Genomic DNA, 25,538 nt, shown 5'->3' with positions numbered 1-25,538 from the left:
CTAGAGTTCTCGTGTGAGCGCGCACGTGGAAATCAGGCAACGACTGGACGACTCCGAGATCGCCGAGGTGCTGGGGCTGGTGGAGGCCGCGACGCAGGCCGACGGCGTCCGCCCGCTGAACGAGCATGTGATGCTCCACCTCCGCTACGGCGGCGACCCGCGAGCGCGCTCGCTCCTGCTCCTCCAGGACGGCGTCCTCGCGGGCTACGCCCACGTCGACCCGACCGACGAGGTGGAGGGGCCGAGCGCCGAACTGGTCATCCACCCCGCGCACCGGCGGTCCGGCAACGGCGCCCGCCTGCTGCGCGCCGTCCTCGACCTGGCCGGCGGCCGGCTGCGGCTCTGGGCGCACGGCGACCACGCCGCCGCCGGGGCGCTCGCGGCCTCCTTCGGCCTGGAGCGGGTCCGGTCGCTCTGGCAGATGCGCCGCTCGCTGTTCGCGCCGCTGGCGGCGTACACGCTGCCTGAAGGGGTGCGGATGCGGACGTTCGTGCCAGGACAGGACGAGGAGTCCTGGCTCAAGGTCAACGCCGCCGCCTTCGCCCACCACCCCGAGCAGGGCGCGTGGACCATGGACGACCTGCTGCGGCGCGAGCAGGAGCCCTGGTTCGACCCGGAGGGCTTCTTCCTCGCCGTCCGCGGCGACCGGCTGGTCGGCTTCCACTGGACGAAGATCCACGGCTCCAGCGAGCACGGCCACGAGCCGCTCGGCGAGGTGTACGTCGTCGGCGTCGACCCCTCCCAGCAGGGCACCGGCCTGGGCAAGGCCCTCACCCTGGCCGGTCTCGACCACCTGCGGGCGCGCGGCCTCGCCCAGGCCATGCTCTACGTGGACGAGGCCAACACGGCCGCGATCCGGCTGTACGAGGGGCTGGGGTTCGCCCGCTGGGACGTCGACGTGATGTACGCGACCCCCTGACCCCTGACCCCTGACCCCTGACCCCGGCGGCGGGGCCGGGGCCGGGACCGGGACCGGGACCCCCTGCGGCTACTCGATGATCGCGTGGAAGATGAAGTAGGAGACGGCGGCCACCGCCGCCGCGGCCGGGATGGTCAGGATCCAGGCGGTCACGATGTTGCCGGCCACGCCCCACCGCACGGCGCTGAGCCGCTTGGTCGCGCCGACACCCATGATCGCCGAGGTGATCGTGTGCGTGGTGGAGATGGGCGCCCCGAACCCGATGGCGGCCACGTACAGCACCGTGGCCGCCGCCGACTCGGCGGCGAAGCCCTGCGGCGGGTCGAGCGCGATGATGCGCCGGCCCAGGGTGCGCATGATCCGCCAGCCGCCCGCGTACGTGCCGAGCGAGATCGCGCCCGCGGCGGCCAGGATGACCCACTGCGGGATGTCGTCGCCGGGAGAGGCGAACCCGCCGACGACGAGGGCCAGGAAGATCACACCCATGGTCTTCTGCGCGTCCTGGAGGCCGTGCCCGAGCGCCATGGCGGCGGCCGAGACGGTCTGGGCGTAGCGGAAGCCGCGGTTGGTCTTGCCCGGCTGGGCGTGCCGGAAGATCCAGTAGATGGCGATCATGATGACCGCCGCCAGCGTGAAGCCGACCAGCGGCGACAGCACCATGGGGATGACGACCTTCTCGACCACGCCGTCCCAGTGGACGACGCTGGCCGAGGCGAGCGCCGCGCCGACGAGGCCGCCGATCAGGGCGTGGCTGGAGGAGGACGGGAGACCGAAGTACCAGGTGATGAGGTTCCAGGCGATCGCGCCGATGAGCGCCGAGGCGACGATCACCAGGCCGTGGCTGCCGTCCGGTGCGTCGATGATGCCTTTGCCGACCGTCTGGGCGACTTGGGTGCCCAGGTGGGCGCCGATGAAGTTCATGGCCGCCGCCATGAACAGGGCGGCCCTGGGGGTCAGGGCCCGGGTCGAGACGGAGGTCGCGATGGCGTTCGCCGCGTCGTGGAACCCGTTGGTGTAGTCGAAGGCCAGAGCGACGACGACCACGCCGATGACGAGGGCGAGCGTGAGGTCCACTGGTCGGGCCTAGCTTTCCTTGACCGCGATCGACTCGACGGTGTTGGCCACGTGCTCGAAGGCGTCGGCGGCCTCTTCGAGGGCGTCGACGACCTCCTTCATCTTCATGACGGTGAGGGCGTCGTACTCGCCGCTGAACAGCTTGGCCAGCAGCCGGCGGTAGACCTGGTCACCCTGGTTCTCCAGGCGGTTGACCTCGATCCAGTACTCGTTGAGGTTCTTCATCGAGCGCAGGCGCGGCATGGCCTCGGCGGTCAGCTCGGCGGCCCGCTCCAGCACCTCGACCTGGCGCACGACGTCCTTGGGGAGGTGGTCGAGCTGGTACAGGACGATGAGGTCGGAGGCGGCCTCCATCGCGTCCATGACGTCGTCGAGGTTGGAGGCGAGGCGGTAGATGTCCTCGCGGTCGAACGGGGTGATGAAGCTCTCGTTGAGCCGGTTCATGATCGCGTGAGTGCGTTCGTCACCGGCGTGCTCGCAGGCGCGCATCTTCTCGGCCAGGGTCTCCCTGTCCGAGCCGTCACTGATGATCTCCACCAGCAGACGCGATGCCGTGACCAGGTTGTTCGCCGAGTCGGCGAACAGGTCGTAGTAGCTGTCCTCACGTGGCGTGAGACGCAGGCGCACGTCGTTCTCCAGATGTGCGGGGATGGTCCGTGGAAGAGGGTATGGCCTACCAGGCGAAATGCGAACTTCATGTCCCCTTCGCCTAGTGGCTACCCGTGGTAGGTGGTGCGACACGGGGAAAGCCGCTAGTTTTCGGGCCTTTTTGCAGCTCCAGCCCGCCCCGGAGAGCCGGTGACCAGCCCTCGGATCCGGCGGGAGGCCCACTCGTTCACTCGATTGTTCCCCGGCCGTTCACCTGATGTTCATCTGAATCAGATCTTCGTCCGGTGGAAGTTCCGATAGGAGCGCGACGGAGTCGGACCGCGCTGGCCCTGGTAGCGGGAGCCGTACTTGGCGGAGCCGTACGGGTGCTCCGCCGGCGAGCTCAACCGGAACACGCACAACTGCCCGATCTTCATCCCCGGCCACAACTTGATCGGCAACGTCGCCACGTTCGACAGCTCCAGCGTCACGTGCCCGCTGAACCCCGGATCGATGAACCCCGCCGTCGAATGCGTCAGCAGCCCGAGCCGCCCGAGCGAGCTCTTCCCCTCCAGCCGCGACGCCAGATCGTCCGGCAGCGTGATGACCTCGTACGTCGAGGCCAGCACGAACTCCCCCGGATGCAGGATGAACGGCTCCTCGCCGTCCGGCTCCACCATACGCGTCAGATCCGGCTGCTCCACCGACGGATCGATGTGCGGGTAACGATGGTTCTCGAACACCCGGAAGAACCGGTCGAGCCGCACGTCGATGCTGGACGGCTGGATCATCTCCTGGTCGAAGGGCTCCAGCACCAGCCGCCCGGAGTCGATCTCAGCGAGGATGTCACGATCAGATAGCAGCACGGAGAGCAACTTACCGGTCGAGGTCGAACTTCGGCGCCCGGGATTGCTGTTGCGAGCCAAAGTTCCGCTACAGTGGGGGACGCGAGTTTCCCGAAGGCTGCGGGCTGTGAGGTTGTTGCCGGCGCGGGCTTCAGGGGTGCGCGCGGGTGTAGTTCAATGGCAGAACATCAGCTTCCCAAGCTGACAGCGCGGGTTCGATTCCCGTCACCCGCTCCGCTCTCATGCTGTGGCAAGACCGTCTTCTGTGTGCGTGAAAGATGTCGCCCCTCCTCTGTAGTCTCTAGAGGACAAGGAAGGGAGCGGGCATGACCGCACAACCGCAGGACTTCATCTCCGGCGGCACGCCTCTGCCTGAGAAGAACCTGCGGGCGATCCGTGCCGCGTTGGTCGTCCCGGAAGATCGCGAAGCTTTCGACGCCGGGCTCAGGGCCGTGCTCGACGAGGTCAGGGTGAGTCTGGATCTCGGGGCGCTGAACGCTTTCGTACACCGCTGGTGGATCTCCGCCTGTGACACCGCAAAGGATCCCGAGGGGCGCCGTCAGATGCACGTCCGCGCCCAGCAGGCTCTTGCCGGCGAACCCGTTCCTCAGGGGAGGCCGTGGCGGGAGATCCTTGCTGCTCGTGGGATCGATGTCTAGGTGTTCAAGCTCATCATCGATCCCGTAGCCGAGGAACAGATCGCCGCACTACCCGATCCCGCACTGCATCCGCTCGCGGAGCTGTTCGCCCTGCTGGAGACCGCTCCTTGGAGTGGGAACCCGTACAACTCTGCAAATCCCCGGGCGAACATGCTCACGCACCCGTTCGGAGAGCGTGGCCTTGCCACGTACGTGGTCCTGGACCGGCAGCGCGAGGTCTACCTTGTCCGCATTGAATGGCCGTAAGCCCGTGCCCGCTGCGTGCCCGTTCTTGAAGCGACCAGCAGGGAGTCGCGGGGACTCACGGTCACTCGACCGGTACATTCCGGGTCAGCGTTTCCCCTGCGCAGAGGTCTTGATCTCGAAAGAGTTCCCAAGCTGACAGCGCGGGTTCGATTCCCGTCACCCGCTCTCAGTCTGACGACCCAGGTCAACCGGCGGATTCCCGAGACCTGGACTTTGATCGCTTCTAGCCTCCTTTTCGCCCGCAGGCCCGATGGTCAGGGGACTCGCGGTGAATCGAGGCCGCTCGGAGCACCTCGCCATCGGGAGGCTCCGCCCAGTCAACCCCGCGGGTCGCGCGAGGGATCGTGCCCACGATTCGACCGACACGACATGAGTCCTAAGTTATATTCGCTGCATGGCGTGGGATATCATCCTCCTAGAACCGGTGGACGTGTGGTTCTTGAAGCTCTGCGAGTCCGACCCGGACACTGCGGCGCTGATCGAACAGGCCATCGACCGCCTCGCGGAGGTCGGACCCGCGCTGGGGCGTCCGCTCGTTGACACCCTTGAGCACAGCAACCTCAAGAACTTGAAGGAGCTCCGGCCAGGTTCCCGCAAGAGATCAGAGATCCGAATGCTCTTTGTCTTCGACCCCGACCGGGCAGCAATCTTCTTGGTCGCTGGTGATAAAGCAGGACAATGGTCCCGATGGTATGACGAGGCCGTACCACTAGCCGAAGCCCGCTACGCCGATTACCGAGCGGAGCAAGACAAGGAGACCGATCGATGAGCACCGCCCGCCGATGGCAGGACGTCAAAGCCGAGGCACACCGCCGTCACCCCGAGTTGGCGGAGCCGGAACGTCAGGCCAAGGCCCGCACCGAACTCGACGCCTACATTGCCGGCCACCACCTCAAGGAACTCCGCAAGTCTACCGGGAAGACCCAAGCCGAGGTCGCCCAGATCCTGGGTGTTTCCCAGAGCCGGATCTCTCAGATCGAGAACGGGGACATCGAGGCCATGGAACTGGAGACCCTCCGCGCCTACGCCGCCGCACTGGGTGGGCATCTCGACATCACCATCAGCGTCGGACCCCACTCGGTCAAGGTGGCGTAGCCTCATCCCCTTACCCATCGATGGCATGGACCGCGGTCGCAGGCTGATCGTCGTGCCATTAGCGTGCCATTGAACAGGGTGACGAGGGGCAACCGCGGTCACTCACGACCGACCTCAGCCCCAGGTCAGCGCCTCCACGAGCCAAGATCCCTGCAATTCCCAAGCTGACAGCGCGGGTTCGATTCCCGTCACCCGCTCTCATGGTGAAAGCCCAGGTCGACCGATGGATTCGGCGCCTGGGCTTCGGTGTTTCCTCGGGCTGTTGATCTCTGCGTGCCATTAGGGCTGTGATCATCCAGTAGGAACCAGTAGGCCAGGCGGGTCGTCGTCGTCCTCGTCGCGTGCCCGTTCGTGCCCGATTAGGTGCTTGTCGATGGCTTCGGTGATCAGTTTGTCGGCTCCCCGGACGGCGTGTTGATAGATCACCGCAGCCCGGACGTTGTCGTGTCCCATCCGTGCCATGAGGTCCTTGAGGCCCGCGCCCGAGTCCGCCGCGATCATGTTCCCCGTGTGACGGAGATCATGGAAGTGCAGACCTGGAACGCCGATCACCTTCACAGCTTCCACCCACCCGGAGAGCTTGTTGAACCCGCTCCGGCGCATCGGTCGCCCTTGATCCCGGTGAAGACCAGCGCTCCCGCTTCGGGCTTCACGTAGCCGCAGGTGTTCCTTCAGGGCGGGGATGAGGCCTGTGGGATGCCGACGATGCGCCTGCCGGCCTTCGACTTGGGCGGCCAGGCACCGAGCGGCGGCGTTGAAGATCTCACGGGCAACGGTCACGTCGTAGTCGGTCACCGGCCCCGAGGTCGAAACCGTCACCGACGCGTCCGAGGTGTTCAGGTCGAGGCAGGGCTTGCCGGTGTCCCCGAGCCAGGCATGCACCCGCAGCTCCGCCGAACAGAAGGAGACGTTGAACCGCGACGGCTGACCGGGACGCATGGAGACGGTGACGCAGGTGTACGGGCTGAGCGTCATCGACCCGCCACCCCCGGCCCGTTCGGCAAGACGGCGGCGCGGCGCGCCGCCGCACCCCGGCCCTCCGCCCGCCCACCCGCCGTCCGGGCGTGCGGCCTGGGGGCCGGTCCCGGACGGCGGCGGGACACCGGGCCGCGCGCCGCACGCCGGCCACGCCGCACTTACCGAACGCGCCGACCAGGGGTGCCACGCCGCCGCACGGATGCAGCCCTTACGATCGCCACATCGTGGCCGGTCGCCATAGATGGTCGGCGGCGATCGAAGGTCCAGGGCTTCGTTCCTCAGCCCTGGACCACCGGATTGCGTGGAACTCTCCGTGCTGCCTGGGCCATTGGGCTGGGCACTGAAGACTTCTCAAGACCTACAATCCGCACATGAACGCCTTATGCCGGGCCGCAATCGCGGGAAGAGCGCAATCGGGCTGATGGAGGTCTACATCCACCTCTACGGTCCGGAGGACGACTTCACAGGCTCAAATGTGATGCTCCTTGCGCCTTTCCTCGCGGGCTTGCTACTCGAATGGCTGATCAAATTGCCGCGCTGGTGCAGCGTTGGCTCCGTTCGTCAACATTGCAATCATCGTTCTCGCGCTTCACTGAGGTGATCTCAGGGAAATAAATCGGACGATGAGGGATGTCCGGGACGTCGATGGTGGCGTTTCGGGCCTTCCGGGAGAAGTCGTCGAAGGCCGGAGACAGACGTGGAGCCTCCGATAGATGAGTTCTCACCACAAGAAAGCACCATCGCCGAAAGGCTCCACGTGATTGCTCATCGTGCCATGCTCGACGTCTCCCGCGCGGTGGTTCACCACGTTGCCCGTTCACTGCGGGACGAACGACGACGGCTCGGCACCCCCAAGGGCAGCCGCGCCCTGACCCCGTTCTGGCAGGCGGTTCTGATCCTGCGCTGGTTCCGGGGTGAGCACGACATCCCCAAACTCGGCCGCGACCACCGCGTCTCCCGCGCCACCGCCTACCGCTACATTCACGAGGGGATCAACGTCCTTGCAGCTCAAGCCCCTGATCTACACGAAGCCCTCGACCGCGCCCACACCGACGGGCTGGCGTATGTGATCCTCGACGGCACTCTGATCGGCATCGACCGCTGCGCCGAGCAGAGGCTCAGCGTCAAGGGCGAACTCATCGACGCCTGGCACTCCGGCAAGGCCCACCAGCACGCTGGCAAGCTGCAAGCTCTCTCGGCACCCGACGGCCTGCCGTTGTGGGTCGCTGAGGTCGAGCCCGGCTCGGTGCACGATCTGACCGCCGCCCGCACCCACGTGCTGGGCGCGCTGTACGCCGCAGCCGCAGCCGGCCTGCCCACCCTCGCCGACAGTGGCTACGACGGCGCAGGGATCGGCGTCCATACACCGATCAGGCAGCCCGAGGGAAACCAGATCCTCAGCCCGGACAACCGCACCTACAACCGGCTCCTACGCGCTCTGCGCTGTCTCGGCGAACGCGGGTTCGCCCTGCTCAAAGGCCGGTGGCGGACCCTGCAGCACATCACCGTCAGCCCCAGCAGAATCGGCGACATCGCCCGCGCAGCCCTTGTCCTCACCCATTTCGAGCACGACTACCTACCAGCTATTCGCTGAGATCACGTCAATGCCTGACGTTTCCCGAGCTCATGGATCTCGGCGTGCTGCGCGGTAGTCTCCTATTCGCCACCATTGGAGCGGCGGCCATGTGGGAGCGACGGCCATGTTGGTGCAGGCGGATCGAACACTTCGCTTCTCCGTAATCGGCGCACTCATCATCAGGTTCGTCGGCATGTCCTGGAATAAGGACGCGATCAGCGAGGCGGCGCGAGAGCGGAGACTGAGCCGTTGTCGGTAACGAACAGTTGCTGTGCGTGATCTCCTTGGACCCGGCAAGCCAACCTAGTGATCAGCAAGCGTAAAGCCCCTGGTAGAAGTGGTCTTGACTAGAGATCAACTTCAGAACCAGAGGCTTCACGTGCCCACTAGTGTCACATACACCGCGACCCTCGACGTACGTCGCGAGACTGTGCTGTTCCTGGCCGCCCTGCTGCACACTGAACGCCGCCGTCGCGGCACCCGCAAAGGACGCCGGGCGCTGGGCTGCTTCGCCCAGGCAGTCTTGATCCTTCGCTGGTTCCTCGACAACACCCGGATCAAGCAACTGGCCACCGACCACCACATCAGCCGCAAGACCGCCTACCGCTACCTGCACGAAGGCATCGACGTCCTGGCAGCCCACGCCCCCGGCCTGCGGCAGGTGCTCGACAGCGCAGCCGACACGGGCCTGACTCACGTCAACCTCGACGGCATCGTCATCGCCACCGACCGCGTCGCCACGCCCGGCCCGAACGGCGCCGACCTGTGGTGGTCGGGCAAACACAAGCACCACGGCGGCAACATCCAGGTGATCTCCGCCCCGGACGGCTGGCCGTTGTGGGTCTCCGACGTACGCCCCGGCCGCGAACATGACATGACCTGCGCCCGCACCCACGGCATCATCGCCACCCTGGCCACCGCGCGGGACACGGTGCCGGCCCTGGCCGACCTGGGATATGAAGGCGCCGCCGACGTCATCCGGGTGCCGGTGAAGAAGAAGCGCGGCCAGGCCATACTCAGCGACGACCAGCACACCTACAACAAGCTGCTGCGGGGCCTGCGCGGCGTCGGCGAACGCGCGAACGCCCTGCTCACCGTCACCTTCAAGGCTCTGCGCCGAGTCAGCCTCGACCCCTGGCGCATCGGGCAGATCGTCCGAGCCGCACTCGTGCTACTGCACCGCGAGCACGATTGGACCATATCGGCATCACACAACGCGATCTTCGGTTACTGAGAACGACTCACTGGCTCAATCCGGCCTCCCGCTGATCGACCTCGGCTCTCAGCAATACCGATCCGTTTACCTGACGGAGTGGTTCGGCGAATGGGAGGAGGGACCGCCGTCCATCGAACTTGGCTATGCCCGGCTACGCGACCAAGCGGAGATCGAGCTCTACGTCATGACGGGGACAGTCGGGGTACAGGTGGCGAGTGACAGGGTGCCAGAGGCTGACCTGCTCTCCATCCCGGCCGTTGACGATCCCCGGCATGGCTACCGCCCTGTGTAGGGACGGACATCGATGACGGTCATGCCCGCGGCCGCAGCGGCGACGATGCCTTCGTCGCTGTCCTCATAGACGGTGCACCGTTCGGGAACCGCCCCCAGTCGGTGTGCGGCCAGCAGGAAGATGTCAGGCGCCGGTTTACCGCGCTTGACATCCTCGCGAGTGACCACCGTGGTGAAGCGCGACGCATACGGCAGATGCCGCATGGTCTCCAGGATGATGCTGCGGGAACCGCCGGAGGCGACGGCCATCGGCAGGCGACCATACCAGGTGTTGACGATGTCGAGCAGAGCCGGTTGAGCCTGAACGCGGTGGGCCTCTTCGAGAAAGAGCTCGTCGCGATGAGTGACGATTTCTTGCACGGTCACGGGCAAGGTCAGGCTGCGTTCCCGAATCAGGGCATTGATCATCTCTGCTGAGGAGAGCCCAGTCCTGGCGCCGAACCAGGATTCCTCCAGTTCCACCCCGACCTGGGACAACGCCGTGGCCATCGCACGGTAATTGGCGCTTTGGCTGTCTACAAGTGTGCCGTCCCAGTCGAAGAGCAGGCAGTCCGTATCATGCGGAACAAGCTGGGACAGCACGGGAATGATCGCCTTCTTCCGCCGTGAGTGCATCGTACCGAGCGGGAACACATCCTACTGAGCCTTTACCCGGCTCCATGCGACCAGGGGTGGACTGTGCTTCGTAATCTGCCCCGCCGAGCAGCTGCGCGCCGCCGGCATGATCGCATAGTTGGCTTCTCTCCGTACCGAGCCGGAGTGACTGGCAGTGCCTTGATGGCCGGGCCATTAGCGGGCCATTAAGACGGTGACTCATTTGGTGAGTCGGCGGCAGCAAATGAGGGCGGGGGCTCGCCCCGAAGTGTGGACACGGGGTGTTATACGGCGAGCAGCACCTTATCGGTGGTTTGCTGCTCGTAGTCGATAGGGCTGAGGTAGCCGAGGGTGGAGTGTCTCCTTCGGGTGTTGTAGCGGGTGATCCACTTGAAGACGGCCAGGCGGGCCTCGCGCGCCGACGGCCAGCGCTTGGCCCGAATTGCCGCCCGAAGGCTTCCATCACGTCGAAGACGTGTTCCCAACCTGTTCCCGGCCCCAGCACGGTATGCCGCGTCAACGGACCGTACTCGATCGTCACACCGGAAAGGTCCCATCGGCCCGCAACGGCCTGACCAGGGGAAGCGTCAATGAGTGGTATCGCGCAACGTACACGTCGCACCCAAGGTCACGAACCGGTGTACAGCCGCTCCAACCCCACCAACTGCACCCGCCCACCGCTGCGTGCAGCGGCCTCCTGCAGCGCAGGCATGAACCCCGTCCCGCTGAACAGCAGCAGCCGCCCCGGCTCCTCGCCCCTGGCCGCGAGTAGCGCCGCCAGCCGCTCCAGCCGTTCCAAGTGCCCGAGCCCCATGACATCCCCCCACTTGGCCTCTCCGATGGCCAGCAGTGCGCCGTCGGGGTTGCGGACCGCGACGTCCACCTCGTGGCTCGTGCGGGTGGTGGCGTCGTGGATTACCCCGGACTGGACGCTTCCGGCCATGTCGCCCAGCGTCTCCTCGGACGCGAAGTCCTGGCACCACACACGGCACATTCGCTCGTACACCGGTCCCGCCACGTTGCTGCGGAAGCGAGGCTGGGCCGCACGCCAGATCCGCCCGGTACGCCCCTGCCTCACCCGTTCCAACTGTGCCCAGTAGGGGCGCATGATCGCGTGATAGAAGCGGACAAGCGGCTCGGTGATCCGGTACTCGGAGCGGTTCCGGCGGAAGGCGTCCGGGTCGGCCACCAAGAGGCCGGCGTCCTCCAGCACGGTCAGGTGATGGGAGATGTCGACGGCTTTGCGCTCGATTCTGCCCGCTATGCCGCTGCGGGTCGCGTTGCCCTCGGCGACCGCGGCCAGGACCGTGTGATACAGGCCGGTGTCGCGCAGGGTCGGGTCCTCGGCGAGCAGGAAACGCACCTCGCGGAAAAGAGCGCTGGCCGGGTTGAGAACGTACTCGATGACCCAGCGGTCGAAGTCGGCCAGGCTCGCCGGGGCGGCCCCGGCCAGATACTCGGTGCGGTAGGCGGGGGTGCCGCCGACGACGAAGTAGACCAGGGCCGCCAGCCGAGGCTCGGCCGCCAGCCCCCAGAACTCGGCGGCCAGACGGAAGTTGAAGGTGGGCACCACCAGTTCAAGCCCCGCCCGCCCACGTAGCGGCGCTTGACCGGAGAGCAGGCCGCCCATGAAGGAGAGCGACGACCCGCACAGCAGCAGACGTGACCTGGACAGCCCCCGCTGCTCGCGACGTGGCGACAGAGCCTTCTGGATGACCGACGGCAAGTCCTTGGCGTCGCGCACCAGGTAGGGGAACTCGTCCAGGACGACAGGGACGGTTCGCTCAGCACCCAGGGAGAGCAGGCCGTCGATCGCCTCCTCCCAGTTCTCGAATCTGACCCGTCCCGGCGTCCCGGCGAACGCGGAGACGGCCTCCCCGAGTTGGCGCAGCGCCTCCGCCCTGGGCACGGCCTCGGTGGCGGCGTAGTAGAAGCCGCCGGTCGCCTCGCAGACGGCTTCCAGCAGGAAGGTCTTGCCCTGCCGACGTCGTCCGGAGACCACGCCGAGCGTGGCACCCTTAGTGGTGCCGCCTGGAAGTCTCTCGGGGGTTGACGGGCCGAGACTGATCGTGCTTCAGCGTCAGGAGTCGATGCTGGTGACGTAGAGATCGCAGACCAGGTCCAGGGCGTCCTGAGGGGTGCCGCTGAACCAGGGTGCGGCCTCGTAGCGGTCGTTGCTGGGGGTGTGGATGGCCAGCCCCCAGTAGGTGGCCGAGCCCCCGTAACGCAGCCGCATCAGGGGCAGCGTGCCGCCGTCGGTGAGCTGTCCTTCAACGTAGGCGAACTGGCCGTGGTAGCGCACGTGGACCGTGACCAGTTGCGGCCAGTGCTCGTTGGCGTGCAGCGTGGAGCAATAGTCAAGACCTGTGGATTGTGAGTTCCTAGGCGGCTGTCGGGACGGGTGATTCAGCGGGGCGTTCGACGAGCTTGCCGTCGATGAAGACCGCTCCGGCGCGGACCAGGGCGACCAGGTGGGCGCCGTTGACCGCGCGCCAGCGCCGTTGGGCGGACTCGATCAGCTTGAAGGCCATGGCCAGGCCGGCGGCGCGGGAGCCGGGGCCCTTGGTGACCTTGGTGCGGTGCCGGACGGTGGCGAACGTCGACTCGATCGGGTTGGTGGTGCGCAGATGCCGCCAGTGCTCGGCCGGGTAGTCGTAGAAGGCCAGCAGTTCCTCGACATCGTCGGTGATCTTGGCGGCGGCCTTGGGGAACTTGGCGCCGTAGGCGGCCTCGAAGGCGGTGACCGCGGCCAGGGCGTGGTCCTTGCCCTCGGCGTTCCAGATCTCGGCCAGCGCCTTCTTCGCGCCGGGGTGGGCCGACTTCGGGAGCGCCCCGAGCACGTTGGCGATCTTGTGAAACCAGCAGCGCTGTGCTCTGGCCTGCGGGAACACCTCCGACAGCGCCGACCAGAAACCGAGCGCGCCGTCGCCGATGGCGAGCACCGGGGCGCGCATGCCGCGTCGGGCGCAATCACGCAGCAGATCCGCCCAGGACTCGGCCGACTCGCGGTAGCCGTCGGTCAGCGCGACGAGTTCCTTGCGGCCGTCGGCGCGCACCCCGATCAGCACCAGCAGGCACAGCTTGTGCTCCTCCAGCCGGATGTTGACGTGGATGCCATCGGCCCACAGGTAGACGTAGTCGACACCGGACAGGTCGCGGGCGGCGAAGGCGCGTTGTTCGGCTTTCCACTGCTCGGTGAGCTTGGTGATGACCGGGGCCGACAGCCCGCTGCTCGAGCCGAGGAACTGGCCCAGCGCGGGGACGAAATCGCCGGTGGACAGGCCGTGCAGGTAGAGCAGCGGCAGCACCTCGGTGATGGCCGGGCTCTTGCGGCACCACGGCGGCAGGATCGCCGAGGAAAACCGGTGCCGCTCGCCGGTGGTCTCGTCGATGCGCTTGTCGTTGACCCGAGGGGCCTGGACCTCGATCGCGCCCGCGCTGGTCAGCACGGTGCGGGGCTGGTGGTGGCCGTTGCGCACGACCAGGCGGCGGCCGGCCTCGTCGCGCTCGTCGGCGAAAGCGGCGATGTAGGCGTCGACCTCGGCCTTGAGCGCTTCAGCGAGCATCCGGCGGGCACCTTCGCGGACCAGCTCGTCGATGAGCGCCGGCGTCGGGGCGGGGGTGGTGGCGGCGCGGTCGCCGCTGGCGGGATCAGGGACTACGGTGAGCACGGGTGTGCCTTTCCGGCCGACGTTGGCGCGTCGGTCATGCTTGGTGGAATCACATGATCACCGGGAAGGTACACCCCTTTCCCGGCGATCCACAGATCTCAAGCATTGCTCTGCAGCGTGAGCCGCTGGTCCAGCGAGGTCTTGGTCGAGGCGGGGATCGCGGGCATGACCGCCATCTTGCCGTGCAGGCGTGTCAGGCGTGCACACACTGGCACATGCCGGGCAAAGTCGGCGGGTCATTCGTGAAGATCGACTGGAGAAAGATCTCGGTGCCCCGCTGTCGCGCTCGCTTGATCACGCTGACCGCCGCCGAACGGCAGCGGCTTAAGAAGATCGCCTACTCCCACACCGCTGCCTACCAGCTCGTGGTCCGAGTCCAGATCATCCTGGATGCCGCGCATGGCTACTCCAACAACAAGATCGCCCAGCGTCGCGGGGTGACGGTGGACACCGTGCGGTTATGGCGGGGACGCTACCGCAGCCAGGATGGCATCAAGAGCCTGACCGATCGGCCCCGCTCCGGCCGGCCACCTGCCTTCAGCCCGCTCCAGCGCGCCGAGATCAAGGCACTGGCCTGCCAACTCCCGGCCGAGACCGGCGCGCCGCTGTCGCGCTGGAGCTGCCCCGAACTGGCGCGCGAGGCCGTCACCCGCAGCCTGGCAGCGGCGATCTCGGCCTCCACGGTGCGCCGGATTCTGGCCGAGGACACGCTCAGACCGTGGCGGCATCAATCGTGGATCTTCATCCGCGACCCTCACTTCGCCGACAAGGCTGCTCGCGTGCTCGACTTATACGCGCGCCGTTGGGACGACCTTGCGCTCGGCGACGATGAGTACGTCATCAGCGCCGATGAGAAGACCTCCATTCAAGCCCGCTGCCGCTGCCACCCCACCCTGCCCCCGGGCATAGCACGGATGATGCGCGTCAACCACGACTACGAGCGCGGTGGTGCGCTGGCCTACCTGGCCGCCTACGACGTCCACGCCGCTCGCGTGTTCGGCCGCTGCTCGGCCAAGACCGGGATCGTCCCGTTCATGGACCTGGTCACCCAGGTCATGACCCAAGAGCCCTACGCCTCGGCCAAGCGCGTGTTCTGGATCGTCGACAACGGTTCCAGCCATCGTGGCAAAGCCGCCGCCGACCGGCTCACCGCACGCTTCCCCAACGCGGTCATGGTGCACACGCCCGTGCATGCCTCGTGGCTCAACCAGATCGAGATCTACTTCTCCATCGTGCAGCGCAAAGTCGTCACACCCAACGACTTCACCAGCCTTGACCAGGTCGAACACCGGCTGATCGCCTTCGAGCGTCGTTACAACGAGACCGCCCGGCCCTTCAGATGGAAGTTCACCCCGGCCGACCTCGAGGACCTGCTGGCCCGGATCGAGCGACACGAACAGAAAGAGCGCAACTCCCAGCAGCCCACCGGCTGCGACCATCAGCCTGCCGTACTGAACCCCGCCGCATAACCCCAGAAGGATTTACAGCGCGAACCACTTAGCTTGATTGGCGACGAACCGCGAAAGCTGCTCCCACTCCCACTCGCGGTCGAACATGTCCGATGGCCGCGGCAACGTCATGGCGCGCTTCAATCTTTTAGGAGTACAGTTCTTAAAAGTGTACTCCTAAAAGGATCCCAGTCGAAGTCAGGGGCGGCGGCGCGGCTTGATGGTGCGCATGTCGGTCACCGCCACCCGCAGGACGTCATACGTCTGACAGTAGGCGTCGAGGGCGGCGAGGGCTCGCCGGGTGGCGTCCTGCTCATCGTCGTCCGGGCCGGCGGGCATCTGGCAGCGGAAGGTGAACGACGACAGGGTGCCGTCGTGGGTGAAGGCGCCCTGTTCGGTGAAGGCCGCTTCGGACGCGGCGAGTACGGCGGCGCGCCCGGCCTCGTCGAGGTCGCCGAACCGGCCGGAGATGATCACTCGGAACACTGGGTGTCCTTTCTGACGGCGTAGGTGAGGATGTCGCCGGCGAGCAGGTCCTCGGCGGCGTCGAGGATGCCGACGACGGCGGCGGCGATGGTGTCCGGCTCCTCGCCGAGGGCCGTGCGCCGGCCGATCTCGGTGTACACGAGTGCGTGCAGGGCGCCGGTCTGCCAGGCCACCACGCGGGGCAGCGGGGCGTCGGGGGAGGCGCCGGTCTCCTCGGCGAGTACGGCGGCGAGCGCGTCGGTCATCTGCCGGCCGAGGTCCTCCAGCCGGGCCGTCAGCGTGGGCGCGGCCCGCATCATCTCGAAGACGCGGCCGAATCCGTCGGTCAGGCCGAGACCGGGGTCGCGGCGGCGCACCCCGTCGCGCAGGGGGCGCAGCACGGCCGGTACGGCGGCCTCGCCGGGGCGACGGCCGCGCACCATGTCGGCGAGCCGCTGGGGGGACGCCTCGTCCGGTGGCAGGACGAGGTTCTCCTTCGTCTCGAAGTAGTTGTAGACGGTGTTGGCCGACACTCCGGCGGCGGCGGCGACCTCGGCGATCGTGACGTGTTCGAAGCCCCGCTCGACGAACAGCGCGATGGCGGTCTCCCTGATGTGCCGCCGGGTCTCGCGTTTCTTGCGTTCCCGTAGCCCTTCGGACATGGGGAGAACTTTAAGCCGACTCCATACTTGGAGTCGACTGCAATTCGGCCGAGGCGCGGACGAACGGCTCCAGCAAGGCCCGCGCCGACGCCCATACGGTCTGCAGGTCGGTGCCGGACTCGATCAGCCGGGAGCCCGCGAACACGATGGCGTTGATCATTTCCGCCGTCTCGGGCACCGTGGGGACGCCGAGCCGGCGCAGGGTCTCCACCAGCGGCTCCAGGAGGTGCTGGTGCATGGCGCGGCTCTGCTCGGCGACCTTGTCGCCCGGCGCGACCTCCGCGAGGGCGGTCGCCAGCGCGTGCTCGCCCTCGGTGATGAGCTCGAAGTTGGTCAGCACGTACGCGAGCACGCGGTCGCCGGGGGTCGCCGCGGCCTCCATGGCGGCGGCGACCCGGGCGGACCAGCGGGGGAAGACGTCCTCCACCAACGCGTTGAGCAGGTCCTCCGACGACCGGAAGTACTGGTAGAGGCTGGGCCTGGCCAGCCCGGCGCGCGCCGCGACCAGGGTGAGCGTCGGCGGCCGGCCGGTCTCGGCGAGGATCTCCCTGGCGGCGTCGAGCAGCGCCCGGTGCTGGACGGCCCGATGCTCGGCGACGGTCGACGCCCGGATGCGCGGCACCTGCCCTCCTCCCCCCGTGATCGGCCTGCTCCGACAGGCCCCACAGTCGTTCTACTCCGACAGTCTCCCATCCACCATCGACAGGACGCGATCGCAGTGGTGGAGCACGTCGTGGTCGTGGGTGACCATGATCGTCGCGACGTTCGCCTCGTGCGTCTCGTGGGCGAGCAGCGTGACGATGTCGTCGCTGCGGGCGCGGTCGAGCGCGGCGGTCGGCTCGTCCACGAGCAGGACGGCCGGCCGGGTGACGAGCGCGCGGGCGATGCCCACGCGCTGCCGCTCGCCGCCGGACAACTGGTGGGGGCGGTGCCCGGCGCGGTGCCCCATGCCGACGCTCTCCAGCAGCTCTCGCGGGTCGTACCCGTCGCCCGCGCGCCTGCCCGCCACGTCGAGCGCGAAGCGGAGCTGGTCGAGCGCGGTGAGGGCCGGGATGAGGTTGCCGGACTGGAAGACGAACCCGATCCTCTCGCGGCGGTGGCGCGCCTTCTCGCGGGCGCTCGCCCGGGAGATGTCGACGCCGTCGAGCAGGACGCGGCCGGTGTCAGGCGTGGTGAGCGCGCCGGCGACGGCGAGCAGGCTCGACTTGCCGGAGCCGGACGGCCCGACGATCGCGACGAACTCGCCGGGCGCCACGTCGAGGTGGACGTCGTCGAGCGCGGTGACCGTGGCGTCGCCGTCGCCGAGGGACAGGGTGACGCCCTCCACCAGCAGGCCGCTGCTTTCCCGTTCGGCACGGGGCCGGCGGGAGTCAGGGCGCGGGGTCGTGGAGCTGGTGGTCATCTCTGCCCTCCCAGGGCTGCGAGCGGGTCGACGCGGACGATGCGGCCCACGGCCGCCGCGGCGCCGGCGAGGCCGAGGCCGACGAGGAGCAGGGCGGCGAGGACGAGGGGACCTGCCTCCAGCGCGAACGGCATGGGCGTCGTGGTGAGCAGCGTGCCGCCACCCACTCCCGCCAGGAAGCCCACGCCGGTGGACACGACCAGGATGACGGTCGCCTGGATCATCGTGTCCCGCATGAGGTAGCCGGTGGAGGCGCCCATGGCCCGGATGACGGCGAGCTCGTGCTTGCGCTGGATCGTCCACACGGTGAAGAACGTGCCGACGACGAGCGCGGAGATCGCGTACAGGAAGACCTGGATGAGCGTGAGCGTGGAGGTCTCGGCGGAGTAGCCGGGTGAGGCGCTGAAGGAGTCCTCCAGCGTCATGCTCGTGGTGCCCGCGGCGGCGTCGCCGCCGGCGAGGTCGATCACGTTCCCGTCCCGGGCGCGCAGGGCGATGGCCGTGGCCTCCTCGTACGCCCCCTCACGCACCTGGTCGTCCGGACCGGCGCCGGCGTGCACCTGCTGCCAGGAGCGCAGCGGCAGGTACGCCACGTCCACGTGCCCGAAGGTGCGCTGGTCACCGGTGGTGCCGACGACCTTGAGCCGGGTGCCCAGGCGGTCGATGACGACGGTGTCGCCGACGGCCAGGCCCTCGTCCAGGACGGTCTGGCTGACCACGATCCCGTCGGGGTCGCCGAGCCCGGCGCCGTCGGAGACGTCGGGCGCGAGGAACGAGCCGGGCTCGACGCCGAACAGCGCGAGGTCGATCGGCACCTGCGTGCCGGCGGCGGTCGTGGCCTTGGCGTTGACCAGCATGTTGCCGAACGGCGTGGCGTCGCCGACGTCGGAACGGCCCTTCCACGTCGCGGCCTGGCTCACGTTGACCGTGCTGCGGGAGAAGGCGGAGTCGGTCTTGGTGCCCTCGGCGAAGGCGAACGCGGTGACGGGCAGCCGCTGGAGCCCGGAGACGCCGTCGTTGACGAGCCCGGAGGAGAGGCCGGACAGCAGGACGACGAGGATCGCGATGAGGGCGACGACCCCGCCCATCAGGCCGAAACGTGCGCGGGCGAAGACCAGCTCGCGCCAGGCCAGGAACATGGCACTCCTTCACGGAGGGATTTCATGGAGGGATGTCACGGAGACGGACGGGCGCGGCAAACTTACCGACGCGCCGTTGGTAAACATACCAACACCAAGTCGGGATCCGGCACCGCGCCTCCGGCCACCCCACCACGAAAGGCTTCGGGCTGGTCCAGCAGCGCGCCGAAGACATAGCTGCCGGGAGCGTCCGGGTCGTCGCCGGCCCAGAACTCCGTCCAGTGGACGCGGAACTCGTCGCGGGTGAGGCGGCCGTCGCCGTCCAGGTCGAGGCGCGGGAAGATCTCGTCGGTCCCCGCCGGGGCCCCGTTCCACGTCTCGATGAGCACGCCGTACTCGGAGCGGGAGATGAGGCCGTCGCCGTCGAGGTCGATGGCCTCGAACATGGCGTCGGCGGTGCCGGAGACGGCGTCGGCCAGGTCGCCGAGCCCCTCCACGACGCGCAGCACCTCGTCGAGGGAGACCCAGTCGCCGGGACCGGAGGCGGCGCGGAGCACCGGCCACCACCCGGTCATGACGGCGGCCAGCCGCTCCGGGCCGGCGGACCCCGCGACGGCCGTCCAGCGGCGGGCGAGCGCCTGGAAGTCGGCCTCGGTCAGCAGGCCGTCGCCGTCCACGTCCATCGCCCTGAAGACTCCGCCGACCTTCTTACGCTGGAACTCACTGGCCACATTCGCCTCCGTTCTTTCGCATGGAGACTCAATGCTGTCGATAGGTCACTGATCGTGACCATAGTCGGATGAGTGATGGATCTGTCACGCGAGTCACGCGGGCGGCCCGGCCGCTCTGACATTCTGGGCGGATGCGACAGGTCACCGTGCTCGGCAGTTGTGGCGCCTATCCCGAACCAGGCCGTGCCTGCAGCGGTTTCGCGGTGGACTGGGACGGTTTCCGCCTGGTGCTCGACCTCGGCTACGCCACGCTGCCCCGGCTGCTCGCGCACTGGCCGGACGGCGCACCGGACGCCGTCGTCATCACCCACGAACACCCTGACCACTGCGTCGACCTGCACGGGCTGTTCCGGATGCGCTACTACGGCGACCCCGGCGGGCCGAAGCTGCCGCTGTACTGCCCGCCGGGCGTGCTCGACCGCATCGGCGGCCTGGAGCCCGACGTGGACCTGCGCGCGGTCTTCGACGTGCATCCGCTGCCGGGCAGCCACCGGCTCGGCCCCTTCGACCTGACCGGGCTGTCGCTCCCGCACTACGTGCCCAACGCGGGGATCCGCCTGGAGGCCGACGGGGTCGCCCTGGCCTACTCCGGGGACACCGGGCCGACTCCCCTGCTGGCCGCGCTCGGCCGGGACGCCGACCTGTTCATCGTCGAGGCCACCGACCGGGACGGCGAGACCGGTCGCCCCACGCGCAACCTCATGACCTCCGCCGAGGCGGGTCACTGGGCCGGCCGGGCGGGCGCCCGCCGGCTGATGCTCACCCACTTCTGGCCGGGCAACGACCGGGACGCCGCCGTGGCCGCGGCTCGATCCGCCTTCGGCGGCGTCGTGCTGGCCGCCGAGGAAGGGCTCACGATCCCTGTCGGGACGTGAGCGGCTCCCAGTGGGCGACGCGGACGCGCCGCAGCCACAAGTGGGCAGCGACGGTAGCCGTCCGGCGCGCCGCCGGTCACCAGGCCGCCACGAGCTCCTCCCCCTCGCCCAGGGAGGTGGCGTGGCCGCCGTCCACTCTGGTCAGCGGATGGAGGTTGCCCTTCACCAGCAGGTGCCGGCCGGTGGCGTCGTAGCGGATGAGCTCCCACCGGGCCGCGGTGTTCCCGGAGTGGTCCGCGCTGAACACCGTGCGGATCCTCCTGCCGTCCGGCACGGAGTGCTCCGCGATCGCGTAACGCCCCGACCGGGGGGACGTGGCGCCGCCGACCAGGATCGTACGGCCGTCCGGGCTGATCGCCACGCCGGTCGGGGTGCCCACGTCGCGCACCACGGTGCGGCTGTTCCTCAGCGACGCGCCGGCGGCGGCCGTGTCGAGCACGCGCACGTCCGTCCCGGCCGCGAACCCGAGCGTGCGGCGGTCGGCGGCCCACGACAGGCTCCAGATGGCGCCGGCGGCGTTCGTCGTCCAGGAGCGGGTCGTCCCGGCGGGCAGGTCGGCGACCACGAGCCGCGCGCCGGGGCAGAAACGCAGCGTCCTGCCCGTGCCGCACACCCTGCCGTCGAGGCTGTAGGCCAGGCGGGCGCCGTCGTCCGTCGTCGCGATGGAGCTGACGGCGTCACCGGTCACGGGAGCGATCACGTCCCGCATCACCTCGGCGACCTTCCCCCGGTCGTCCACCCGCAGCCGGTGGAACCACGTGGTGCTCACCGCCGTCGTACGCGAGGTCACGCTCCTCGCGACGTAGAACGTCGTGCCCCGTCCGGTCCCCGTGAGCAGGTAGCCGCCGGGAGCGCGGGTGATGCCCGAGGGGGGCGACGGCAGCGTGACCCGGTCGGTGATCCTGCCGTCGCGGGCGTCGCGGACCGTCAGGCCGTCCGCCCCCGCCGTCAGCAGGTAACGCGGACCGGACGACGGGCCGCCTTCCCCCGGAACCACCGGAGGCGGGGCGCCGAACCCGGCCACGACGGCGAACCCGATCACGACCACGGCCAGCGCGGCCATCACCGGGGCCAGGACGAGCACGGGGCGCGGCCGGGCCACCGGCCGCAGGACGGTGTCCGCCGGGCGCAGCGTCTCCGCGCGTACGAGCTCCGCGCCGGCGGCGAAGGCGTCCCGGAGCCGTTGTTCGATCCGCTCGGTCATCGACCCTCCTTGAGTTTCCCGGCGAGCGCGTCGAGCGCGCGGGACACCGTGGACTTCACGGTGCCGCGGCTGACCCCCATGACCTCGGCCGTCTCCGCCTCGGAGAGGCCGAGGTAGTAACGCAGCACCACGGCCTCCCGCCGGCGGCGGGAGAGGCCGCGCACCGCCGCGAACACCTCCCGCCGGGTCTCGCCCAGCAGAGCCTGGGTCTCGGCGGACCAGAACGGCGCCTCCCGTTCGACGCCGAACCGCCGGGCGACGGCACGACGGCGATGAACCGCGCGGCAGCCGTTGAGCACCGCCGTACGGACATAGGGCAGCAGCCGGTCGCGGTCGGCGAGCCGGCTCCATCGGCGGTGGACGGCGGCGAAGGCGTCCTGGACGACGTCCTCGGCCGTCTCCTGGTCGCCCAGCAGGAGGAACGCGAACCGGACGAGGCCGAGACGGTGCTCACTGAACAACTCGGCGACGGCGGCGGCCTCCGCAGGCGTTTCCGTCGCGGGAGGAGGTGGTGGAGGGTCCTCCATCACATTTCTGATCTCACGGTGCATGCCTACCGCATGCGCGGGCGCGTCAGGAGGTTGCTTCGGTGCGCCGGCTTTCTTCGGCGGCGCGTTCGAGCAGCGCCCGGCGTTCCGCCTCGCTGTGCGTCCGGGCGGCGGCCTCGCGGAAGAGCCCGGCGGCCCGGGCGCGGTCGCCGGCCCGGGCGGTCAGGTCGGCCTCGGCGGCCAGGGCGAGCGGGTAACCGTCCAGCGCGCCACCGGCACGCGCCCCGGCGAGCACGGCCAGGCCCGCCCGCGGGCCGTGCGCGTACCCGTGGGCGACCGCGCGGTTGAGCTCGACGACCGGGTTCGGCTGGAGGGCGGCGAGCCGGTCGTAGAGGCGGGCGACGGTCCGCCAGTCGGCGTCGCCGGCGGCGTGGCAGGCGGCGATCCTGGCCTGCAGCACGTACGGGCCGGTGTGCCGCAGGTCGCGCAGCAGGCCGTTCGCCTCGGCGATCGCGGCGCGGTCCCAGCGCGTACGGTCCTGCCGGTCGAGCGGGACGAGCTCGCCGTCCGCGTCGCGGCGGGCGTCGCGCCGGGAGTGCTGCAGCAGGAAGAGGGCGAGCAGGGCGCGCGGCTCGCCCTCGCCGGGCATGAGTCCGGCGAGCAGCCTGGCCAGCCGGATCGCCTCGGCCGCGAACGCGGGCTCCCCGTCGGCGTCGTAGCCGGTGGTGAACAGCAGGTAGAGCACGGCGAGCACGCCGGGCAGCCGTTCGGCCAGCGCGGCCCCGCTCGGCACCCGGTAGGGGATCCGGGCGTCGGCGATCTTCGTCTTCGCCCGGGTCAGCCGGCGGGTCATGGCGGACTCGCTGACCAGGAACGCCCGCGCGACGTCCCGCGTGGGCACCGCGCAGATCGTCCTGAGCGTCAGCGCCACCCTGGCCTCCATCGCCAGCGCCGGATGGCAGCAGGTGAAGATCAGGCGCAGCCGGTCGTCCACGACGTCCTCCTCCGCCACGGGGCCGTCGGTGGCCGCGGTCAGCGCCAGCAGGGCCAGCTCGCGCAGTTTGCGGCGTTCCACGGACGCCCGCCGGATCTGGTCGAGCGCGCGGTTGCGGGCCACGGTCATCAGCCAGCCGCCCGGGTTGCCGGGTACGCCGCTCTCCGGCCACCGCGACAACGCCTGGGCCAGCGCCTCCTGCGCGCAGTCCTCGGCGAGCGTCCAGTCGCCGGTGATCCGGATGAGCGCCGCGACGATCCGCGCGTACGCCTCGGCGGCCGCCTCAGCGACGGCCGCGTCGGCGGGGTGTCTCCCTTCAGGCGCGGTCACTGCTCGAAGTCGGCCACCGGCCGGATCTCCAACCGGCCGCTCCTCGCCATGGGATGCGCCCGCGCGACCTCGATCGCCTCGTCGAGGTCGGCGCACTCCAGCAGGTCGAACCCGACGATGATCTCCTTCGTCTCGGTGAACGGCCCGTCGGACACCAGCAGCTCGCCGTCGCGCACCCGTACGGTGGTCGCCGCGGTCTCCGGCGCCAGCGCCATCCCCTGCAGCCGCTGCCCGGCCGCGTCACGCTCGGCCACCCACACGTCGATGTCGGGGTAGTCGGCGGTGTCGGTGTCCGGCTCCGTGTCGGTGCAGACGAACATCATGTACTTCATCACGCTCTCCTCGTTCGGCTTCACCCTGATGACGTACGGCCGGGCCGGTTCCGGACAGGCGCCGCGAAAATCTTTCAGCCGGTGTGCAGGACCCGGAGACTACCGGGCCGCGCCGGGTCGCGGTCGACGACCTGGACCGGCGGCCACGCCCACTGCCAGACGCCGATGCCCGGCACGCGGGAGAACCGGATCGTCCCCCGGGTCCCTTCGACCACGACGTCCGGCCAGGCCGCGCCCCCGCCGGACCGCAGCGCCTCGGCGAGCACGGCGATCGTGTCGTACCCCTCGAAGGCCACGAAGGACGGCGCTTCGGGCAGCCGCTCGCGGAGGGCCGCCCCGACCCGGACGCCGAGCGGGCCGAGCCGCTCGGGCAGGTAGCGCAGGAACGGGATCGCGGCCCCGTCCTCGCCCAGCGCCTCCTCCCACGCCGCGAGCTCCGGCTGGCCGGCGGGCGCGCCCATCATGATCCCGGCGAGCCGCGGGTCGCGGCGTACGGCCCTGACGATCGACACCGCCGGCTCCGGATGCCCGACCAGGAGAAGGAGGGCGGTCGCGCCGCTGCCCGCCAGCTCGTCGCAGACGGCCCCGGGGGCGCTCATGTCGAGTTCGACGACCGCGCCGCCGCGCGGCGTGAGGTGGTCGCGCAGGATCCGCGTCCCGGACGCCCAGTAGACGCTCGCGTCGGCCGCCACGGCGATCCGGCTGTGGCCCGCGCCGAGGAGGAAGTCGGCGTAGATCCGCCAGCCGTGGGACTGCGCCGGGGCGATGCGCGCGACCTGATCCGTCTGCTCCTCGGTGAGCGCGTCGAGGACCGCCGACGAGCAGAGGAACGGCAGGCCGATCGCGGCGGCGCGGGCGGCGGCGGAACGGGCGACGACGCTGTGGTACTCGCCGGCCAGGGTGGCCACGCCGAGGGCCGCGAGCTCGTCCACGGCCGCCGCCGCCTTCGCGGGATCGGCCGCGGTGTCGCGCACCACCAGTTCGAGCGGCCTGCCGTTGATCCCGCCGGCGTCGTTGACGTCGCTCAAGGCGAGTTCGAGCCCGGCGAGCAGGTGCCGGCCGGCCTGGACCCAGCCGGGCGGGCTCAGCGGTGCGAGGACGCCGATCCTGACGGCCGAGCCGTCCGTGCGCGTGTTCATGGGTGGAGATCTCCGTGGAGGCGGTCGTGGACCAGGCGCCGGCGCTCCGCCGGCAGCCCGCGGGCGGTCATGGCTCTGTTCAGGAGGCCGGCGTCGAACCCGCGCGCGGCCAGGTGGTCGAGGAGGGGTTCGTACCGGTCGGGACGGTCGCGGCGCAGCTCGGTGGCCAACCGCAGCTCCAGGCGTACGACGGGGACGCGATGAGGGCCGCACGGGATCACGACGTAGTGCTCCCAGGGGCCGCGGCCGACGCACTCCATGGCGTCGGAGCCGGTCTCCTGCTCGACGGTGCTGATCTCCACGTGGACCCCGTTCACCTCGTACCGGGTGAAATACTGCGAGCTCGCGGCCAGCCAGGACGCCGCGTGGAGGCAGGGGAAGGACGACAGGGCGGCGGCGAACGCGTCCACGTCCTCCCGCCGGGCCACCAGGAGGTCGAGATCCCCGGTGGGCAGCCGGACGCCCTGCAGCAGGGCGGCGCCGGTGCCGCCCACGCGGTACGCCGGGTCGGCGCCGGCCGCGACCAGGGCGGTCAGGGTCGTCTCCAACGCCGACGTGACATCGACCAGCCGCAGAGACGCACCACCAGCTCCCATGACGATCAGCGTATCGATCCCGTGCCGAGGGTCGGCAGGAT

General features: G+C 69.4%; 29 protein-coding genes, 1 tRNA gene and 1 pseudogene. 10 read left to right on the top strand and 21 right to left on the bottom strand.

The window, feature by feature from the left end; genetic code table 11:
- Positions 1 to 13 precede the first annotated feature (13 nt).
- Positions 14 to 919 (top strand): mycothiol synthase, encoded by a 906-nt coding sequence (gene mshD, locus Nocox_RS03435; RefSeq protein ID WP_026214652.1) that lies wholly within the window; start codon positions 14 to 16, stop codon positions 917 to 919.
- A 69-nt stretch (positions 920 to 988) separates the two neighbouring features.
- On the opposite strand, the gene Nocox_RS03430 is transcribed toward mshD, so the two are convergent.
- The 3 genes from Nocox_RS03430 to dcd all read right to left on the bottom strand — a co-directional run bounded on the left by Nocox_RS03430 (position 989) and on the right by dcd (position 3,447).
- The gene (locus Nocox_RS03430; RefSeq protein ID WP_020544728.1) at positions 989 to 1,993 is read right to left on the bottom strand and encodes an inorganic phosphate transporter; all 1,005 of its coding nucleotides are present in this window, start codon (positions 1,991 to 1,993) and stop codon (positions 989 to 991) included.
- A gap of 9 nt (positions 1,994 to 2,002) precedes the next feature.
- Positions 2,003 to 2,620, bottom strand: coding sequence for a DUF47 domain-containing protein (locus tag Nocox_RS03425; RefSeq protein WP_020544729.1), 618 nt, complete (start codon positions 2,618 to 2,620; stop codon positions 2,003 to 2,005).
- Between the two features lie 251 nt (positions 2,621 to 2,871).
- Positions 2,872 to 3,447 carry a dCTP deaminase gene (gene dcd, locus Nocox_RS03420; RefSeq protein WP_026214653.1) on the bottom strand — a complete coding sequence of 192 codons (576 nt, stop codon included), beginning with the start codon at positions 3,445 to 3,447 and terminating at the stop codon, positions 2,872 to 2,874.
- 142 nt (positions 3,448 to 3,589) lie between these two features.
- On the opposite strand from dcd, the gene Nocox_RS03415 reads away from it, so the two are divergent.
- From Nocox_RS03415 to Nocox_RS03395, 5 genes are all read left to right on the top strand, one after another.
- A tRNA-Gly gene (locus tag Nocox_RS03415) sits at positions 3,590 to 3,660 on the top strand.
- Positions 3,661 to 3,752: 92 nt separating this feature from the next.
- Complete coding sequence (locus tag Nocox_RS03410; protein WP_020544731.1) at positions 3,753 to 4,085, top strand: DUF6247 family protein; 333 nt, start codon at positions 3,753 to 3,755, stop codon at positions 4,083 to 4,085.
- Positions 4,086 to 4,331, top strand: coding sequence for a hypothetical protein (locus Nocox_RS03405; protein WP_020544732.1), 246 nt, complete (start codon positions 4,086 to 4,088; stop codon positions 4,329 to 4,331). It abuts the gene before it with no gap.
- Between the two features lie 394 nt (positions 4,332 to 4,725).
- Positions 4,726 to 5,100, top strand: coding sequence for a type II toxin-antitoxin system RelE/ParE family toxin (locus tag Nocox_RS03400; protein WP_020544733.1), 375 nt, complete (start codon positions 4,726 to 4,728; stop codon positions 5,098 to 5,100).
- Positions 5,097 to 5,426, top strand: coding sequence for a helix-turn-helix domain-containing protein (locus Nocox_RS03395; RefSeq protein WP_020544734.1), 330 nt, complete (start codon positions 5,097 to 5,099; stop codon positions 5,424 to 5,426). The genes Nocox_RS03400 and Nocox_RS03395 overlap by 4 nt, the downstream gene beginning before the upstream one ends.
- A gap of 291 nt (positions 5,427 to 5,717) precedes the next feature.
- On the opposite strand, the gene Nocox_RS03390 is transcribed toward Nocox_RS03395, so the two are convergent.
- Positions 5,718 to 6,401: a tyrosine-type recombinase/integrase gene (locus Nocox_RS03390; RefSeq protein ID WP_051112635.1), complete on the bottom strand. Its 684-nt coding sequence runs from the start codon at positions 6,399 to 6,401 to the stop codon at positions 5,718 to 5,720.
- A gap of 760 nt (positions 6,402 to 7,161) precedes the next feature.
- Here Nocox_RS03390 and Nocox_RS03385 point away from each other — a divergent pair.
- Positions 7,162 to 7,998, top strand: a complete 837-nt coding sequence (locus tag Nocox_RS03385) for a transposase family protein (RefSeq protein WP_157383200.1) — start codon at positions 7,162 to 7,164, stop codon at positions 7,996 to 7,998.
- Positions 7,999 to 8,359: 361 nt separating this feature from the next.
- Positions 8,360 to 9,214 carry an HARBI1 family protein gene (locus Nocox_RS03380; protein ID WP_219495500.1) on the top strand — a complete coding sequence of 285 codons (855 nt, stop codon included), beginning with the start codon at positions 8,360 to 8,362 and terminating at the stop codon, positions 9,212 to 9,214.
- Between the two features lie 258 nt (positions 9,215 to 9,472).
- On the opposite strand, the gene Nocox_RS03375 is transcribed toward Nocox_RS03380, so the two are convergent.
- The 5 genes and pseudogenes from Nocox_RS03375 to Nocox_RS03355 form a co-directional block, all read right to left on the bottom strand.
- Positions 9,473 to 10,069: an HAD family hydrolase gene (locus Nocox_RS03375; RefSeq protein WP_211212877.1), complete on the bottom strand. Its 597-nt coding sequence runs from the start codon at positions 10,067 to 10,069 to the stop codon at positions 9,473 to 9,475.
- Positions 10,070 to 10,365: 296 nt separating this feature from the next.
- Positions 10,366 to 10,494 (bottom strand): annotated as a pseudogene (locus Nocox_RS42760) (integrase core domain-containing protein); the annotation flags it as partial.
- A 215-nt stretch (positions 10,495 to 10,709) separates the two neighbouring features.
- Positions 10,710 to 12,083, bottom strand: a complete 1,374-nt coding sequence (locus Nocox_RS03365; RefSeq protein ID WP_020547992.1) for an AAA family ATPase — start codon at positions 12,081 to 12,083, stop codon at positions 10,710 to 10,712.
- 78 nt (positions 12,084 to 12,161) lie between these two features.
- Positions 12,162 to 12,383 carry a hypothetical protein gene (locus tag Nocox_RS03360; protein ID WP_051112755.1) on the bottom strand — a complete coding sequence of 74 codons (222 nt, stop codon included), beginning with the start codon at positions 12,381 to 12,383 and terminating at the stop codon, positions 12,162 to 12,164.
- Positions 12,384 to 12,462: 79 nt separating this feature from the next.
- Positions 12,463 to 13,752, bottom strand: coding sequence for an IS256 family transposase (locus Nocox_RS03355; RefSeq protein WP_020543074.1), 1,290 nt, complete (start codon positions 13,750 to 13,752; stop codon positions 12,463 to 12,465).
- Between the two features lie 53 nt (positions 13,753 to 13,805).
- Here Nocox_RS03355 and Nocox_RS03350 point away from each other — a divergent pair, with 53 nt between their 5' ends.
- Positions 13,806 to 15,221, top strand: a complete 1,416-nt coding sequence (locus Nocox_RS03350) for an IS630 family transposase (RefSeq protein ID WP_219495573.1) — start codon at positions 13,806 to 13,808, stop codon at positions 15,219 to 15,221.
- Between the two features lie 177 nt (positions 15,222 to 15,398).
- Here Nocox_RS03350 and Nocox_RS03345 read toward each other — a convergent pair whose 3' ends face one another.
- The 6 genes from Nocox_RS03345 to Nocox_RS03320 all read right to left on the bottom strand — a co-directional run bounded on the left by Nocox_RS03345 (position 15,399) and on the right by Nocox_RS03320 (position 19,539).
- Positions 15,399 to 15,686: a DUF6204 family protein gene (locus Nocox_RS03345; RefSeq protein ID WP_026214385.1), complete on the bottom strand. Its 288-nt coding sequence runs from the start codon at positions 15,684 to 15,686 to the stop codon at positions 15,399 to 15,401.
- Positions 15,674 to 16,327, bottom strand: coding sequence for a TetR/AcrR family transcriptional regulator (locus Nocox_RS03340; protein WP_020543455.1), 654 nt, complete (start codon positions 16,325 to 16,327; stop codon positions 15,674 to 15,676). Before Nocox_RS03340 ends, Nocox_RS03345 begins: the two co-directional genes overlap by 13 nt.
- 10 nt (positions 16,328 to 16,337) lie before the next feature.
- Positions 16,338 to 16,949, bottom strand: a complete 612-nt coding sequence (locus tag Nocox_RS03335; protein ID WP_020543454.1) for a TetR/AcrR family transcriptional regulator — start codon at positions 16,947 to 16,949, stop codon at positions 16,338 to 16,340.
- Positions 16,950 to 17,000: 51 nt separating this feature from the next.
- On the bottom strand, positions 17,001 to 17,729 hold the full coding sequence (locus tag Nocox_RS03330; RefSeq protein ID WP_020543453.1) for an ABC transporter ATP-binding protein: 729 nt from the start codon (positions 17,727 to 17,729) through the stop codon (positions 17,001 to 17,003).
- The gene (locus Nocox_RS03325) at positions 17,726 to 18,868 is read right to left on the bottom strand and encodes an ABC transporter permease (RefSeq protein ID WP_020543452.1); all 1,143 of its coding nucleotides are present in this window, start codon (positions 18,866 to 18,868) and stop codon (positions 17,726 to 17,728) included. Before Nocox_RS03325 ends, Nocox_RS03330 begins: the two co-directional genes overlap by 4 nt.
- Positions 18,869 to 18,930: 62 nt before the next feature.
- Positions 18,931 to 19,539: an EF-hand domain-containing protein gene (locus Nocox_RS03320; protein ID WP_020543451.1), complete on the bottom strand. Its 609-nt coding sequence runs from the start codon at positions 19,537 to 19,539 to the stop codon at positions 18,931 to 18,933.
- A gap of 131 nt (positions 19,540 to 19,670) precedes the next feature.
- On the opposite strand from Nocox_RS03320, the gene Nocox_RS03315 reads away from it, so the two are divergent.
- Entirely contained in the window at positions 19,671 to 20,414 is a 744-nt protein-coding gene (locus Nocox_RS03315) for an MBL fold metallo-hydrolase (protein WP_026214383.1), read from the top strand.
- A gap of 76 nt (positions 20,415 to 20,490) precedes the next feature.
- Here the strand turns inward: Nocox_RS03315 and Nocox_RS03310 are convergent, their stop codons facing one another.
- From Nocox_RS03310 to Nocox_RS03285, 6 genes are read right to left on the bottom strand one after another with little or no spacing between them, the layout of a single operon-like run.
- Entirely contained in the window at positions 20,491 to 21,618 is a 1,128-nt protein-coding gene (locus Nocox_RS03310; protein ID WP_020543449.1) for a TolB-like translocation protein, read from the bottom strand.
- Positions 21,615 to 22,169 carry a SigE family RNA polymerase sigma factor gene (locus Nocox_RS03305; protein WP_157383078.1) on the bottom strand — a complete coding sequence of 185 codons (555 nt, stop codon included), beginning with the start codon at positions 22,167 to 22,169 and terminating at the stop codon, positions 21,615 to 21,617. Before Nocox_RS03305 ends, Nocox_RS03310 begins: the two co-directional genes overlap by 4 nt.
- A 22-nt stretch (positions 22,170 to 22,191) precedes the next feature.
- Positions 22,192 to 23,430, bottom strand: a complete 1,239-nt coding sequence (locus tag Nocox_RS03300) for an RNA polymerase sigma factor (RefSeq protein WP_020543447.1) — start codon at positions 23,428 to 23,430, stop codon at positions 22,192 to 22,194.
- On the bottom strand, positions 23,427 to 23,786 hold the full coding sequence (locus tag Nocox_RS03295; protein ID WP_246649736.1) for a YciI family protein: 360 nt from the start codon (positions 23,784 to 23,786) through the stop codon (positions 23,427 to 23,429). The genes Nocox_RS03300 and Nocox_RS03295 overlap by 4 nt, the downstream gene beginning before the upstream one ends.
- Before the next feature lie 50 nt (positions 23,787 to 23,836).
- Complete coding sequence (locus Nocox_RS03290) at positions 23,837 to 24,901, bottom strand: ABC transporter substrate-binding protein (RefSeq protein ID WP_020543445.1); 1,065 nt, start codon at positions 24,899 to 24,901, stop codon at positions 23,837 to 23,839.
- Positions 24,898 to 25,497 carry a hypothetical protein gene (locus tag Nocox_RS03285; RefSeq protein WP_157383077.1) on the bottom strand — a complete coding sequence of 200 codons (600 nt, stop codon included), beginning with the start codon at positions 25,495 to 25,497 and terminating at the stop codon, positions 24,898 to 24,900. The genes Nocox_RS03290 and Nocox_RS03285 overlap by 4 nt, the downstream gene beginning before the upstream one ends.
- Positions 25,498 to 25,538 lie beyond the last annotated feature (41 nt).

The organism is Nonomuraea coxensis DSM 45129 (assembly GCF_019397265.1).
GTDB classification, from domain to species: Bacteria; Actinomycetota; Actinomycetes; order Streptosporangiales; family Streptosporangiaceae; genus Nonomuraea; species Nonomuraea coxensis.
The sequence above is the reverse complement of the archived record's forward strand: the minus strand, read 5'-3'. Positions and strand labels throughout refer to the sequence as shown.